15 protein-coding genes are annotated in these 14,198 nt (G+C 69.2%); 10 read left to right on the top strand and 5 right to left on the bottom strand.

What is annotated here, in order from left to right; genetic code table 11:
* Positions 1–34 precede the first annotated feature (34 nt).
* Genes ACFMRZ_RS10300 through ACFMRZ_RS10290 form a run of 3 tightly spaced genes read left to right on the top strand, consistent with a single transcriptional unit; the run spans position 35 to position 3,566 of the window.
* The gene (locus ACFMRZ_RS10300; protein WP_400178905.1) at positions 35–1,153 is read left to right on the top strand and encodes a saccharopine dehydrogenase NADP-binding domain-containing protein; all 1,119 of its coding nucleotides are present in this window, start codon (positions 35–37) and stop codon (positions 1,151–1,153) included.
* Complete coding sequence (locus tag ACFMRZ_RS10295) at positions 1,150–2,307, top strand: Gfo/Idh/MocA family oxidoreductase (protein WP_400178904.1); 1,158 nt, start codon at positions 1,150–1,152, stop codon at positions 2,305–2,307. The genes ACFMRZ_RS10300 and ACFMRZ_RS10295 overlap by 4 nt, the downstream gene beginning before the upstream one ends.
* Complete coding sequence (locus ACFMRZ_RS10290) at positions 2,304–3,566, top strand: cytochrome P450 (protein WP_400178903.1); 1,263 nt, start codon at positions 2,304–2,306, stop codon at positions 3,564–3,566. The genes ACFMRZ_RS10295 and ACFMRZ_RS10290 overlap by 4 nt, the downstream gene beginning before the upstream one ends.
* 18 nt (positions 3,567–3,584) lie before the next feature.
* Here the strand turns inward: ACFMRZ_RS10290 and ACFMRZ_RS10285 are convergent, their stop codons facing one another.
* A complete protein-coding gene (locus ACFMRZ_RS10285) occupies positions 3,585–4,499 on the bottom strand; it encodes an AraC family transcriptional regulator (RefSeq protein ID WP_400178902.1) in 915 nt (304 codons plus the stop codon).
* A 102-nt stretch (positions 4,500–4,601) separates the two neighbouring features.
* Between ACFMRZ_RS10285 and ACFMRZ_RS10280 the strand changes: the two genes are divergently transcribed.
* Positions 4,602–5,519 (top strand): MBL fold metallo-hydrolase, encoded by a 918-nt coding sequence (locus ACFMRZ_RS10280; protein WP_400178901.1) that lies wholly within the window; start codon positions 4,602–4,604, stop codon positions 5,517–5,519.
* On the opposite strand, the gene ACFMRZ_RS10275 is transcribed toward ACFMRZ_RS10280, so the two are convergent.
* The 3 genes from ACFMRZ_RS10275 to ACFMRZ_RS10265 all read right to left on the bottom strand — a co-directional run bounded on the left by ACFMRZ_RS10275 (position 5,473) and on the right by ACFMRZ_RS10265 (position 7,809).
* Complete coding sequence (locus ACFMRZ_RS10275) at positions 5,473–6,192, bottom strand: class I SAM-dependent methyltransferase (RefSeq protein WP_400178900.1); 720 nt, start codon at positions 6,190–6,192, stop codon at positions 5,473–5,475. The two genes, ACFMRZ_RS10280 and ACFMRZ_RS10275, sit on opposite strands and share 47 nt — an antisense overlap.
* 82 nt (positions 6,193–6,274) lie before the next feature.
* Positions 6,275–6,697, bottom strand: a complete 423-nt coding sequence (locus ACFMRZ_RS10270; protein WP_400177833.1) for a DoxX family protein — start codon at positions 6,695–6,697, stop codon at positions 6,275–6,277.
* A gap of 125 nt (positions 6,698–6,822) precedes the next feature.
* Positions 6,823–7,809 (bottom strand): sigma-70 family RNA polymerase sigma factor, encoded by a 987-nt coding sequence (locus tag ACFMRZ_RS10265; protein WP_400178899.1) that lies wholly within the window; start codon positions 7,807–7,809, stop codon positions 6,823–6,825.
* A gap of 131 nt (positions 7,810–7,940) precedes the next feature.
* Here ACFMRZ_RS10265 and ACFMRZ_RS10260 point away from each other — a divergent pair, with 131 nt between their 5' ends.
* From ACFMRZ_RS10260 to eccB, 5 genes are all read left to right on the top strand, one after another.
* Complete coding sequence (locus tag ACFMRZ_RS10260) at positions 7,941–8,345, top strand: PPOX class F420-dependent oxidoreductase (protein WP_400178898.1); 405 nt, start codon at positions 7,941–7,943, stop codon at positions 8,343–8,345.
* Between the two features lie 375 nt (positions 8,346–8,720).
* A complete protein-coding gene (locus tag ACFMRZ_RS10255) occupies positions 8,721–9,056 on the top strand; it encodes a hypothetical protein (protein WP_280274470.1) in 336 nt (111 codons plus the stop codon).
* A 45-nt stretch (positions 9,057–9,101) separates the two neighbouring features.
* Positions 9,102–9,590 (top strand): DinB family protein, encoded by a 489-nt coding sequence (locus ACFMRZ_RS10250; protein WP_400178897.1) that lies wholly within the window; start codon positions 9,102–9,104, stop codon positions 9,588–9,590.
* Positions 9,591–9,798: 208 nt separating this feature from the next.
* A complete protein-coding gene (locus ACFMRZ_RS10245) occupies positions 9,799–10,389 on the top strand; it encodes a TIGR03086 family metal-binding protein (protein ID WP_400178896.1) in 591 nt (196 codons plus the stop codon).
* 79 nt (positions 10,390–10,468) lie between these two features.
* Complete coding sequence (gene eccB / locus ACFMRZ_RS10240) at positions 10,469–11,968, top strand: type VII secretion protein EccB (RefSeq protein WP_400178895.1); 1,500 nt, start codon at positions 10,469–10,471, stop codon at positions 11,966–11,968.
* A gap of 12 nt (positions 11,969–11,980) precedes the next feature.
* Here the strand turns inward: eccB and ACFMRZ_RS10235 are convergent, their stop codons facing one another.
* Positions 11,981–12,661, bottom strand: a complete 681-nt coding sequence (locus ACFMRZ_RS10235; RefSeq protein WP_400178894.1) for a TetR/AcrR family transcriptional regulator — start codon at positions 12,659–12,661, stop codon at positions 11,981–11,983.
* 97 nt (positions 12,662–12,758) lie between these two features.
* Between ACFMRZ_RS10235 and ACFMRZ_RS10230 the strand changes: the two genes are divergently transcribed.
* Positions 12,759–14,198 carry an MFS transporter gene (locus tag ACFMRZ_RS10230; RefSeq protein WP_400178893.1) on the top strand — a complete coding sequence of 480 codons (1,440 nt, stop codon included), beginning with the start codon at positions 12,759–12,761 and terminating at the stop codon, positions 14,196–14,198.

The raw sequence follows: 14,198 nt of genomic DNA, 5'->3' as shown, positions 1-14,198 counted from the left end.
CGGCGGCGGAAACGGTTGTGAGGGAGGAGGAGTCGTGACTGTGGCGGTGCTCGGGGCGACCGGGGTGGTCGGGCGGGCGGCGGTGCGGATGCTTGCCCGGCTCGGTATCGGCGGGCTGCGGGTCGGTGCGCGGGATGTGGCGCGGGCCGAGCGCGCCGCGCTGCCGCCCGGGACCGAGGTGCGGCGGGTGGACGCCGCCGACCCGGAGTCGCTGGCGGAGTTCTGCGCGGGAACGAGGCTGGTGCTCAACTGCGCGGGGCCGTCGTATCTGTTGCTGGATCGGGTTGCGCGGGCGGCACTGTCGGCGGGCAGCGACTATGTCGATGTCTCGGGGGACGGCCCCGCTTATCGGCTGCTCGCGGGGTCGCCGTTGTCGACCGGCGGGCGGACCGCCGTGCTGTCCGCCGGTATGCTGCCCGGCCTCGCCAATGTCGTCCCCAGGGTGCTGGCCGGGGATCTCACCGGGGCTCGGCTGGTCGTCTACGCGGGCGGCATCGAGCCGTTCGCGGCGGCGTCGGCGGGGGATCTCGCCCTGTCCCTCGACAGCTCCGACGCCGCCGATGGGCACTGGTACGGCGAGACCCTGGCCGCGTGGTCGGGTGGCGGCCGGCGGCGCAACGCCCTGTCGGTCCGCGAGGACGTCGAAATCGCCGGGTTCCCCGGCCGGGTGACCACGATGCCGTTCCTGACCGCCGACGCCGAGCGGCTGGCCCGCTCGGCGGGCCTCCGAGAACTGCACTGGCACAACGTCTTCGTGGGCAGTGCGCTGCGCTTGACGCTCACCCGGCTGCGTGGCAGGGTCCCCCGCGACGCCGCGGCGCTGACTCCGATCGTCGAGGAGATCCGTGCGGCGGCCGAACTCGATCTGGCGGGGCTGGATCCGTTCTACCTGATGGCGTTCACCGTCTCCCGCCCGGATCGCACCGACACCGCCGTGCTGCGCGCCCCGAGCAGTTTCGAGTTGACCGCCGCCACCGCCGCGTACACGGTCGACGCCGTGCTGTCCGGGACCGTGGCTCCCGGTCTGCACTACGCCGACGACGTCCTCGACCCCCGCGGTCTGCTCGACGGAGTAGCCGCCCTCGGCGCGCTACCCGTCCGGCAGATCCATGCTCACGCCCACGACGAACCGATGGAGACAGGGAGCCTGTGAACGACTCGCCATACCCGCGACGTCCCGCTTCACCGCCCGCGAAACCGAAAGTCATCGTGTGCGGCACGTCGTTCGGGCGCGTGTATCTGCAAGCGGTGCACCAGGATCCGGAGGTGGAGCTGGCGGGCGTCGTCTCGCGCGGTAGCGCCGCCTCGGCGGAGTACGCGAAAGCCTATGGGGTACCGCACTTTATCGGCGTCGAGCAGGTGCCCGGCGATATCGATATCGCCTGCGTCGCCGTGCGCGCGGGCGCGGCGGGCGGCGACGGCGCGAAGCTGGCCCAGAGCCTGCTGCGCCGGGGAATCCATGTGCTGCAAGAACATCTGCTGCACCCCGACGAACTCACCGACTGCCTGCGCACCGCTCGCGAACACGACGTCTGCTACCGGCTCAACTCGTTCTACCCGCACCTGCGCCCGGTCCAGCTGTTCCTGCACGCGGCCCGGATCCTCCGGGAGCGGCAGCGGCCGTTGCACGTGGACGCCACGGCCGGTAGCCAGGTGGTCTATTCGCTGCTCGACATCATCGGCCGGGCCGTCGGCCGGTTGCGGCCGTGGGCGATCGGTGACCCGGCCGCCCTGCCGCCGGAACTGGCCGCGCTGGCGGATCCGCCGATGCCCTACACCCATTTGACCGCGGTGATCGGGGGCGTCCCGGTGTCGTTGCGGGTGCAGAACCAGATCCATCCGGCCGACCCGGACAATCACGCGCTGCTGCTGCACCGGCTGGCGATCGCCTTCGACAGCGGGGTGCTGACCCTCGCCGACACCCACGGCCCGGTGCTGTGGAGTCCGCGCCTGCACACCGACCGCGACGAGACCGGGCGATTGCGCATGGCCGGACCCGGTACCGAACGCCTGGCGGTGCCCAGCACCGAGACGCTGGATTCGGCTGCGGCGCCGACGTTCCGGGCCGTCTTCGACGAACTCTGGCCGCACAGTGTGCGTGTCGCGCTGGCACAGTTGCGGGCCGATATCGCCGACCCGAGCCGATCCGTCGGCGCGGCGCAGTGGGCGGTGACCGTCACCGCCCTCTGGCAACGACTCACGACCGTCCTCGGCCAGCCCGAACTGATCCGGCCCCCGTCGCCCGCACCGGTGCCACTGCCGGAGTTGCTCGCCGCCCGGCCCTTACGGACCGGAGACCTCCTGTGACCCTCCCATCTCGCGAATCGACCGACCTGCAGGCCTTTTCGGCGGATCCGTACACGACGATGCAGCGTCTGTACCTGGAGAACGGCGCGATCTCGCAACTCGGCACGGGCCCGATGCGCTTCTGGCTCACCCTCGGCGCCGAGGCGTGCGAGTTCATTCTCGCGAACAATCACCTGTTCAGCTGGGAACAGGCTTTCGCGGCGCTGGCTCCGCTGACCGGGCCCGCCGCCCTGCTGGTCAATGACGGCGACCGGCATCGTCGGCTACGCCGCTTGGTCACACCGGCTTTCACCGTCCGCCGGGTCGCCGATCATCTCGAGACGGTCACCCGCCACGTCGAGACGGCCATGGCGGGATGGGCCCCGGGCGATGTCATCGACGTCTACGTCCCGCTGCGCCGGGCGCTGCGGCTGGCGACTCTGGAGAGCCTGTTCGGCGCGGCCGCCATGGACCGCTCCGAGGGTCTGGACGACTGGCTGCACGACATCCACCGCGCCATCGACACCGATGTGCTCGGCGGCGCCATCGAACGCGGCTCCGGCTCACCCGTCTGGCGCCGGGCACTCCTCGCCCGCTCCTCGGTTCACCGCTGGGTCGTCGCCGAGATCGAGCGGCGCGATCGGTCCGAGCCGGGTAGCGACGTCCTCGGCGTGCTGCTGCGCGGGGTAGACGGCGACCGGCTCACGGTCGACGAGATCACCGACCAGCTGGTCAGCCTGCTCGAGGCGGGGGCCGAAACGACTGCGGCGCAACTGTCCTGGATGCTCTACTGCACGATGCGCGAGCGCGCGTTGTGGGCGGATATCCGGGCGGTGGTGTCGAATCCGGTCGCGCTGGACCGCATCGTGTCCGAGACCATGCGGCTCCACCCGGCCACGGCCGTCATCTCACGCAAGGTCGCCACCGAGTTCACGCTGGCCGGGCAGCGGTTCTGTCCCGGAGACCTGTTGCTGTTCAGCCCTTTTCACACCCACCGCGTGCCCTCGGTGTGGCCCGAGCCCGAACGGTTCGATCCCCGGCGATGGGATCCGGGCGCCGAGCGCTATCGCCGTCCGGCACCGTATGAATTTCTGCCGTTCGGGGTCGGCACGCATCGTTGCGTCGGTGCGAACTTCGCCGTAATGGCCGTCAAGGCCGCCTTCGCCGCGCTCGTCGGGCGCGTCGACGGCGAACTACTCACAACGGACGCGCGCCCGGCGGGCCTGATCGGCATGCACCCGAGGGACGGCATCACCGTGCGCATCACGGAAAAGCGCTGAGCTGCACAGGATCACCGCTCACCGGTCGGCGCCGGAACCGTGATGGTGGCGGTAGCGACCCGGCGACATGTCGAATTGCTTCTTGAACGCGTGGGAGAAGGCATAGGCGGTGGCGTATCCGACCTGCTCGGCGATGGCGGACAGGGGATCGGTGGTCTCGCGCAGCAACGCGGCGGCCCGCGTCAGGCGCCACCAGCTCAAATATCCCATCGGCGGCTGGCCCACCAGTGTGGCGAACCGGCGGGTCAGGGTGGCGCGGGAGACACCGACCTCGGCCGCGAGCCGCTCGTTGCTCCAGTGCGCGGCCGGGTCGGTGTGCAGCGCGCGCAATGCGGCGGCGGTGACGGGATCGGTGAGCGCGGCCGACCAGATACCCGTCCCGCTCTTGGTCATCCACGCGCGGATCATATAGACCAGCAACAGATCCAGCAGGCTCGGCACGGCGATGCAGGAACCGGCGCGACGCTGGTCGGCTTCCATCGCGAGGAGGTCGATGGCGGCGCGGAGTTCCGGGTGGTCGCCGAGCCGGGCCGGTAGGTGGATGATCGTCGGCAGCTCCGCCACGAGGGGATGCTGCCCGCGGCGGTCGAGCCGATACTTGCCGCACAAGGCCTCGAATCTAACTGTGCTCGAAGACTTTTCGGCCGCTACTCCCGCGCTCCACTGCTCGAACGGGATGGCCCGCGTCACCGTCGGCCCGTCGGCGAGTACATGCCCGGTTCCATGCGGCAGCAAGATTGCGTCACCGGTTCCCAATGCCACCGGATCACCCTCATCGGGCAGCACCCAGCAGTTGCCCCGCAAGACGATGTGAAATCCCGCACCGGAGTACTGGTCGAGCCGGGTGCACCAGGCGCGCTGGGTGGTGGCGAGCCGGTTCGAGGACGGTTGTCCCAAGCGCACGGCAGCGATCGCGTCACTCAGCACATCCATGGGCCCATGGTACGGACAACGCTCACTGCTGAGTCGATCGAGTATTTATTTGAGCGCTGTACGCATTGAACGGCTCGCAGGCGCGTCCATATCGTCGTCAGTATGGAGAATGCGCAGAGCATGGTGCTGGGTGATGTCGAGATCTTCCGCGTCGTCGAATGGCAGGGCACCTTGATGCCGGGTCCCGAACTGCTGCCCGGCACCACGGATCGGACCTGGCGGGAGAACGCGGACTGGCTGGCGCCGGAGCATTGGGAGCCGGGCACGGGGTTGGTCGTGGGCGCGATCCAGACCTGGGTGCTGCGCAGCGGCGGTCGCACGATCCTCGTCGACACCGGTGTCGGCAACGGCCGCGAACGCCCCAGCCGCGCATTGTTCCACCGCAGGCAGGGCGACTTCCTCGACCGCCTGACCCGGGCCGGTGTGCACCCGCACGAGGTCGATGTCGTGGTCAACACCCACGTGCACGGCGATCACGTGGGCTGGAACACCCACGACGTCGACGGCGAGTGGACGCCGACATTTCCCCACGCGCAGTACCTGATTCCGGCCGCGGACGACGCCTACTACGGTCCCGCGGGCGGCTATGCGGGCGGCCGCCGCCCCGACGACCGACTCCTCTACGAGGACAGCATCGCCCCGATCCACCGCGCCGGACTGGCTGTCCGCTGGGACGACAGCTACCGCATCGACGACAACCTGATCCTGGAATCCGCACCCGGCCATACCCCGGGCTCCTCGGTCCTGCACCTGACGTCCGGCGCCGACCGCGCGATCTTCGTCGGAGATCTGGTGCACAGCCCGATGCAACTGCTCGACCCGTCGCGGAGCAGTTGCTTGTGCGTGGATCCGCGTCAGGCCGCGGCCACCCGCCGCCGAGTCCTCGAACGCGCTGCCGACCAACGGCAATTGGTGATTCCGGCGCACTTCGCCGGGCCGGGGGCGGTGGAAATCCGTCGCGCCGGAACGGATTTCAGGCTCGGCGAGTGGGGGCGCGCAGCACACCGGCCTGCGCGGTGAGTTGCTCGCCGGGCAGGCCGGTCTCCGCGGCCAGGTCGTCGATGCCGAAGGTGTGCCACTCGCTGATGTTCCGGACCACCCTGGCGGGCGCCGCGTCGCCGCTGATTCGCCAGGTCGAAGTGATGCGGATGAGGTCGCCGCCGATCGGCTCGGCCTCGATGGAGCCCTCGTAGGTCAGGTCGCCGATCTGCTCGCGCGCCAATTCCATCCTGGGCATCGCCATGGGACGGGTGACCGGCAGCAGTTCCACCAGCACCGGGGCGCCGGGCGCCAGCCGCGGCAGGACTCGATCCCACAGTGCCCGGCGGTCTTCCGGCCCGATGTGGCCGAGGACGCCGAAAAGCACCAGCGCCGAGATGGTTTCGGGCAGCACCACCGATTCCGCCGATTCCGGCACGATGGTGACCCGGCGCCGCAGGTCCTCGTCGGCGAGCACATCGTGGGTCAGGACCGCCCGCATCGCCGGGGCGGGCTCGCAGGCCAGGATCTTCGCCGACGGAAGCGCCTCGGCGACGATGCGGCAGGTCCGCCCGGTGCCCGCCCCGATGTCGACCACCGGGCCCGCGCCCGGGTCGACCTCGGCCAAGATCTTTCGCAGGGCGGCTTCACCCTCGGCGTGGGCGCGGGGGACCAGGTCGTAGAACTCGGCGACCGGCGAGTAGAAGTCGTCCATGCACATCTCCTGTGGTGTTGCGGTCCAGCGGGACATATTAATGAAAAAGATTATCATTAAGATGTCGCTGGATGCGGTGGTGTCACCGCGAGAGTGTGGCGCGCAGGTCGGTGAGGGTGGCGCGGCGCTGGTAGGCGATCCAGGCGAAGAGTGCGGCGAGTGCCAGCGGGAAGATTCCCATCGCGGGCTCGTCGGCGATGAAGGCCTGGGTGGCGGCGGCGAGCACGGTGAGCACCGACAGGCCCGCGGCGGCCAGGGCGCTGAGCCGGGGCACCATCAGGCCGATCCCGCCGGCGACTTCGACGACACCGATGAAGATCAGCAGCCCGAGCGGGATGGTCAGGTTCTCGGGGGCGTTGTCGGCCAGGGCGGTCGGCATGACGAGTTTCGGTCCGCCCGAGGCGATCACGAAGAACAGGCCGAGCACGATCTGCAGGGTCCACAGGACACGGTTGCCGATCTTGCCGGGGCGGACGGTGGCGGGGGAAACGGTGGCGGTGGTCATGTCTGGTCCTTCTCATCGGTCGCGCCGGGTTGGTAGCGCGTTCACCCCATAGGACGGGGCGCCACCGCGAGAGTCATCGCTACCCACCGAAATTTCGGAACTTCCGCGGGGCGACGCTGTGCGGGTTACGGGGCGTGGTGTGCCGGAAACCCGCAGTGGCGGACGAGTTCCGGGTCACCGAAGACGGTGATGTGGGTGATCGCGCCGGAACCCGTTGTAAGGACGGCGATTCCGAAGGCGGCGTAGGCGCCGGTGTCGTCGCGATGGTAGGCCGCGGCTGCAGGCTGGCCGTTGACAGTGGTGGGGAGCATGCGCCAGGCGCCGGGGGCGTCGAGCACCTGGGTAGCGAGGTAGGCGACGCAGGTGCGTTTGCCGGAGAACCAGGTTCGCGACGGCGGCATCTCGATCACCGCGTCGCGGTGCAGGATGCGTTCGAGCAGGGTGGCGTCGGCGGTTTCGAAGGCCGTGATGTATTCGTCGAGCAGGGCGCGGCCGCGCGGGTCGGTCGGCTCGCTCCGATGTGCCGCGGCGTGGGCGAGACCGCCGAGGCGGGACCGGGCGCGCTGCAGAGTGCTCTTGACCGCGGCGGTACTGGTGCCGAGCAGATCGGCGACCTCGGCGGCCGGGAAGTCCAGCACGTCCCGCAGGATCAGGACGGCGCGCTGGCGTCCCGACAGGTGCTGCAGCGTGGCGATCAACGCGAGCCGGAGGCTGTCGCGGGTGGCGGCCACCGTCGCCGGGTCGTCGGCCGCGGAGGTCACCAGGGCGTCCGGCAGCGGTCCCAGCCACTCGACGCCGTTGTCGCCGGAACCCGGTGTGGCATAAGGGTTCGCGCTCGCGGTATCCAGGCCCGAGGGCAGCACCCGGCGGCCGCGGTGCGCCAGCGCCGTCAGGCACGCGTTGGTGGCTATGCGGTAGAGCCACGTGCGGACCGAGGATCGTGCCTGGAATCCTTCGTAGCCGCGCCACGCCCGCAGGTACGTCTCCTGCACCAGGTCCTCGGCGTCCTCGTGCGAGCCGAGCATGCGATAGCAGTACGCCAGCAGCTCGTGCCGGTACGGCTGCGTGAGGTCGGCGAACTCGGCGTTCGGCGTTCGGTCCTCCGTCTGCACGACGACCTTCCTTTCCGGGACATCGGACTGTAGCGCGGCGGCATACGCAAATTTTTCCCGCGCCACCCGATTCCTTTCCCACCCGGTCCTGGTCCATATCCCCGCAACCCCATACCGGAAGGACCAGACTCATGACCATCACTACGCCGGACCAGGCGGCCCGCACGCTCATCGACGGCCCGCATGCGGCGATTCTCGCGACCGCCAACGCCGACGGCCGACCGCAATCGTCGGTGATCTTCGTGAAGTACGAGGGCGACGCCATCGTGTTCAGCACCATCGAGGGCCGGTTGAAGACCCGCAACATGCGGCGTGACCCGCGCGTCAGCCTGCTGCTGTACGGCCGGGACAACGGCCGCTACGTCGAGGTCCGCGGCCGTGTCGATATCACCGCCGACCCCGACAAGGTGCTGCTGCACGAGATATACAGCCACTACATGAACGGCGCCACCCCGCCTCCCGAACCGGATGCCGAGCGTGTCATCGTGCGGATCACCCCCGAGCGCTTCTACGTCTGGCCACCCGCGAACGACTAGACCCGCCTGCTCTTTCGGCTCGCGCCGGGCGAATCGCGGGCGGCGGTCGAGGTGACCGGTGCCGTCCGCATGCCGTCCGGCGTGGGTCGGGCGTACCCGGAAAGTCCCGCGCTCACTGCGGCATTCGGCCGGCGTCGGTCAGCAAACAGGACAGGACACGCCTGCGGCGCGCGGCGCGGCGACGGCTTGCCGGAAGGCCGGACCGCCGCTATTCTGGGATTTGCTCGAAAGTTACTGAAGTGTCCTGTTTTTGGTATGTGTCCTGTATCGCCCGGCTCAGATTCCCCGCCCAGTCAGCTCCGCACGTCCGGTGACGGCTCCGGCCTCGGATTCGCCATCGTGAGTGCGGCCGATCTCCGAGGATGGACTGAGACTATGACGTTTCTGGCACTCGGCTACCTGCGCACCGACATCTCGCGACAGCGCCAGCAGTGGGACGAAGCGCAAATCCGCAGCCTGGCACGGCGTTTGGGATACAACCTGTGCAAGACGATCGCCTTCAGCCATCGCACCGACGACCGCATGCGGCAGCTGGCGAACGCGGCCCTCGTGGCCCGGGCGGACGCCGTCATCGTCCCCAGTGTCGACCACTTGGACTCCGGCGTGGTTCCCGCCGGACTCGTCGCGGCCACCGACGTCATTACGGTGACTCCGCAGCAAACCTATGCGCGGTGGTCCACGGGCGAATTGCCTTATGCGGGCGGAATGTAGACCGGGCGTCACTTTCGGCCTCGCCAGAAAATGGAGTGAAAACCCGTGAATACCAATAGCATTACCGACGGAACCGAACGAACGATTCTCGAGCACCTGCTCGACCGGAATCGCGAAGCGCTGGTCGAGACCGCCCGCGGACTGTCCGAGGCCGACGCCCGCCGACAGCTGGTCGCGTCGCTCACGACGCCGATCTCCCTGATCAAGCATGCCGCCGCCGCGGAAAGAATTTGGTTCCAACGGTTCTGGGCGGAACTGGACGAATCCGAATGCGATGGCTACGCGCGCCGCGACGAGGGCACGTTCACCGTCGCCGACGACGAATCGCTGGCCGACGTCATCGCCGAGTTCGAACGCGCAAGCCGCCGCTCACGGGAAATCGCGTCCCGATTCGACCTGGACGACACCAAAGACATTCCCCGCGAAGGAAATATCAGTATGCGATGGACCTTGCTCACGATGATTCAGGAGTTCGCCAGGCACGCGGGCCACGGCGACATCCTCCGCGAACAGATCGACAAACCAGTGCGATAGCCGAACTTCAACCGACGCGGCGGCTGAGTTCCGCGATCGCCCGCGCAGATGCGGCAGCGGCAACCGGTGGTCGCGCTCGAGCGGCGGCGAGCAGCGATTTTCCGAGTCGGAGGTGCAAACGTGGATTTGGAGTGGAATAGATCGTTCCGTTCTGTTAGGCTGATGACAACAGGCCGCGACAGGGCGGTCCGGAGGAGAGGCAAGAACGATGAACGAGAACGCTGTGACCGAATGGGCCGTTCTGAACGAGGCGCACGCCGCGCTGCGGCATGCGGTGCGCGGGCTGACGGAGGCGGACCTGCGGCGTCCGACGCCCTGTGCGGAATGGTCCGTGGCGCAGGTGATTCAGCATGCGGCGGGTGACCAGATCGCGTACGCGGCCTTCATCACCGGCGGTCCCGGGCCCGAGGAGAACCCCTTCGCGCCGTCGGGCACGCTCGCCGAACCCGCCGAGGTCGTCGTCGAACGCGCGATGACGGCGGCCGCGGCCGCGTGGGCAACGGTTCCCGCTACGGCCGAGGAGGTTTCGGTGCCCATCCCGCCGAACAAGCTGACCGCCGAGCTGGGCGTCGGAGCCTGCGCGCTCGATGCCGCGGTGCACGCCTGGGATCTGGCCGTCGCGTCCGGGCAGCCGTCGCCGCTCACGCCCGAGCTGGCGAGGCAGTTGCTGCCGGTCGCCCAGGTGCTGGCCGACCCGCTGCGCGGGTTCGCCTTCGCGGAGGCGCTGAGCGGCAACGAGTCCGGCGATGTCGACGCGCTGCTGCGCTACCTCGGGCGCGATCCGCAGTGGCGGGCCTGATCGGGCCGAGCGCTTCCCCCGAGGGCGGGTGCCGGTACTGTGTTTACGGATTCCGAGCACTGTTCATGGGGGAGTAACCATGCCATCGAGACCCACCACCCGCTGGCAGGTGAGCGGCTACCGCTTCCTGGTCCGCCGGATGGAGCACGCCCTGGTGCGCCGCGATGTGCGGATGCTGCACGACCCGATGCGTTCGCAGTCCCGCGCCTACGCCGCCGGTCTCGTGCTCGGCATCGTGGCGCTGGCCGGGTGCGGGGTGCTGGCGCTGCTGCGTCCCCAAGGCTCGATCGGCGACAACAAGATCCTCCTCGGCAAGGACACCGGCCAGGTGTACGCCGTGGTCGACGGCGTCGTGCACCCGGCGCTCAACCTGGCCTCGGCGCGGCTGGCGGTGGGCGAACCCGCCAAGCCCGCCACCATCAAGGAATCCGAACTCGCCAAGAAACCGCGCGGCACCCTGATCGGCATTCCCGGCGCCCCGTCGTCGCTGAACTTCGACACCGGCGGCAAAGGCCGGGCCTGGAGCATCTGCGACGAGATCAAGAACGACGGCTCCAACGCCGTCACCAGCACCGTGATCGCCGGATCCCCGCACCTCGGGGAGAAGGCCGAGACCTTGGATCCCGCCAAGGCGCTGCTGGTGCAGGGCAAAAGCTCGGTGTACCTGATCTACAACAATCAGCGTGCCCGCGTCGACATGACCGAGCGCGCGGTGACGGACGCGTTGAAGATCCGCGGGATGGTTCCGCGCCCAGTCAGCGAGGGCTTGCTGAACGCCATTCCGGAGGTGCTGCCGATCAGCTCGCCGAAGATCGACGATCCGGGCGGCTTCCCGCTCGAGCCCGTGGACGGCCACCGCAACGCCGATGTGGTGCGGGTGAGCAGTGAAAACCAGTTCTACGTGGTGCTGCCCACCGGATTGCAGCCGATCTCACCGCTGACCGCCGACATCATCCGCAACTCCAACCCGACCGCGGGCAACAGCGAGATCACCTCCTACACGCGGTCCAGGGCCAATATCGTCAATACGCTGCCGGTGCAGCAGTACCCGGTGACCGCGCCGGTGATCGTGGAGACCAAGGAACAGCCGGTGGAGTGCCTGTCGTGGAGGCCGCTCGCGGTCGCCAAGGATAAAACCGACGGCGGCATGCGCGCCGAACTGTCCCTGATCACCGGCCGCGCCCTGCCGATCCCGGACGGCGCGCAGCCGGTGCAGCTGGCGCAGGCCGGCACGCCCGGACAGGTCGCCCAGTTCTACACCACCCCCGGATCGGGGATGCTGGTGCAGACCACCGGAATCGAACCGGACAGCCAGCGCAAGGACAGCATGTTCTTCATCGCCGACACCGGCGTCCGCTACGGCGTCAAGGACGGTGAGTCGGCCAAGGCCCTCGGGATGGACGCCGAGAAGGCCACGGCCGAACCCGCGCCCTGGCCGATCGCCGGGCTGCTCCCCGGCGGTCCGACGCTCGGCCGCCAGGAGGCGATGGTGGCGCACGACGGCGTGGCCCCCGACGCCGACCCGGCCCGGCAATTGGTGCGGTCCAGACAGGATCAGCAGTCCGCGGGCCAGAACTGATCCGGCGCCGCCTCAGCGCGGCGGGGACTCCGGCGGCAGCAAGCCGTCGAGCATCCGCCGCGCTGCCGTAGCGGTGTCGTAGCGGGCCGTGCTCTGCGTCCAGTGCGGCAACAGCCGTACGACGGCGGGGAACTCGGCGAGGAGTTCGGGGGTGGCGCCCTCGGTCCAGTGCTCGGGCGGGTGCCCCTCGGCGGCGGCCTGATCGCGCTTCTCCGCGGCGCGGCGGGCCATGAGTTCGCCGAGGGCGAAGCGCCACATCACCCCGTAGAGGACCACCGCATCCTCGTCCGGCGCGCCGAGTTCGTTTGCGGCGCGGACGAATTCGTCGAGTATCCACATCGCCGCGCGGCCGAACGTTTCGCCGGTGACGAGAATGTCCAGTACCCAAGGCAATCGGTGCAGGGTGTCGATGAGGTACACCACGATCGCCACCAGGCGCTCGCGCGGGTCGTCCGGCAACGGCGGCCGCGCCAACTCGTCGGCACGCGCGCTCAGTACCGCGAAGAACAAGGCGTTCTTGGTCGGGAAATGGTGATAGATCGCGGCGACGCTGACGCCGAGTTCGCGGGCCAGTCCACGCATGGTGAAACCGTCGACGCCCGCCGTGGTGAGTAGCTGTGTGGTAGCGGTGACCACGGTCTCGCGGTCGACCCGGATCGGCCGGCCGCGTCTGGGGGTGGCGGTGGGCGGCAAGGCGCTCCTTCCTGCGAATCGAAGCTCTCGACAGCATGGTTAGGGTGTGCTAACTCTATTAAAAATACATGTTCGGAAATTATGAGAGGTTGCTCCTGTGCCCGCACGCGAGTCCGAGCATCCGAAGGCCGTCCTGCTGGTCGTCTTTCTGGTGATGTTCCTGGTGTCCCTGGACCTTTCGATCGTCAATGTGGCGTTACCCGATATCGACGCCGCCCTGGAGTTCAGCCCCTCGGCGTTGAGCTGGGTGATCAACGCGTTCATGCTTCCCTACGCGGGCCTGATGCTGCTGGGCGGGCGGCTGGCCGACCTGACCGGTCGCCGCCGGCTGCTGCTGGCCGGACTCGTCCTGTTCGCGGTGGCCAGTGCCGCCGGCGGCGCCGCGCAGGAAGGCTGGCAACTGATCGCGGCGCGGGCGGTGCAGGGTGTCGCGGCGGCGGTGCTGTCGCCGATGTCGCTGGCGCTGGTGACCTCGGAGTTTCCGGAGGGGCCCGCGCGCTCGAAGGCGATGGCGGTCTGGGGCGGCGCCGGTGCGGCGGGCGGAGCGTTCGGTGTCGTCATGAGCGGTGTGCTGACCGACAACCTCGACTGGCGCTGGGTGATGTGGGTGAACCTGGTGTTCGTCGCCGTCGCGCTGGCCGCCGTCGTGCGGGGCGTGCGGGATACGCCGGTGGCCGGCCGCGGACCGATCGATCTGCTCGGCGCGGTATCGGTCACCGTCGGGATGACGGCGCTCGTCGCGGCGGTCATCTCCACCGAGCGGCACGCGTGGGGGTCGCCGATCGTGCTGGGCTGGTTCGCCGGTGGGGTCGCGGCGCTGGCCGTGTTCGTCGTCGCCGAACTGCGCGCGGCCGACCCGCTGGTTCCGCTGGGCTTCCTGCGGCGGCGGTCGCTGATCGGCGCGACCGTGTTCGGGTTCATGCTGGTGTCCGGGCAGGTCGCCAGCTTCTACTTCGTCTCGCAGTTCCTCCAGCGCGTGCTCGAATACAGTTCCACCGCAACCGGTCTGGCGTTCCTGCCGTTCTGTGTGGGAGTGTTCGTCGGCCTGCGGGCGGCGCAGGGAGTGATCGGCCGTGTCGGGGCCCGGCCGGTCATTCTGGTCGGCGGCCTGCTCGGTGCGCTCGGGTTGCTCTGGTTCGGGCGCGCGACGGAGGCGAGCGGATTCCTCACCGCGGTGCTCGGCCCGTCCCTGGTCTGCAGCATCGGCGTCGGTGCGGCCATGGTTGCCATGGGTGTGGCCGGAGTGTCCGGCGCGGCCGCCGAACAGGCCGGGCTGGCGTCGGGAATTCTCAACAGCTCACGGCAACTCGGTGGTTCGCTCGGCCTCGCGGTGCTGGTGACCGTCTCCGGCAACATCATCGGTGACTCGCAGGCGAAAACCGATCTCGCGCACGGCTTTACCACCGCACTGACGATCGCCGCCGGGCTGCTGGCCGTCGGCGCCGTCGCCGCGGCGGCCATCCTCCCCGGCCGATCGGCGCCCGCCGAAACGCCGGAAACCCCTGCGGCGGTACCGGTGCCGGACCTCGCCGAGTAG

The organism is Nocardia sp. N2S4-5 (genome assembly GCF_044628355.1).
GTDB classification, from domain to species: domain Bacteria; phylum Actinomycetota; class Actinomycetes; order Mycobacteriales; family Mycobacteriaceae; genus Nocardia; species Nocardia wallacei_B.
This window is presented reverse-complemented; position numbering and strand designations above follow the sequence as displayed.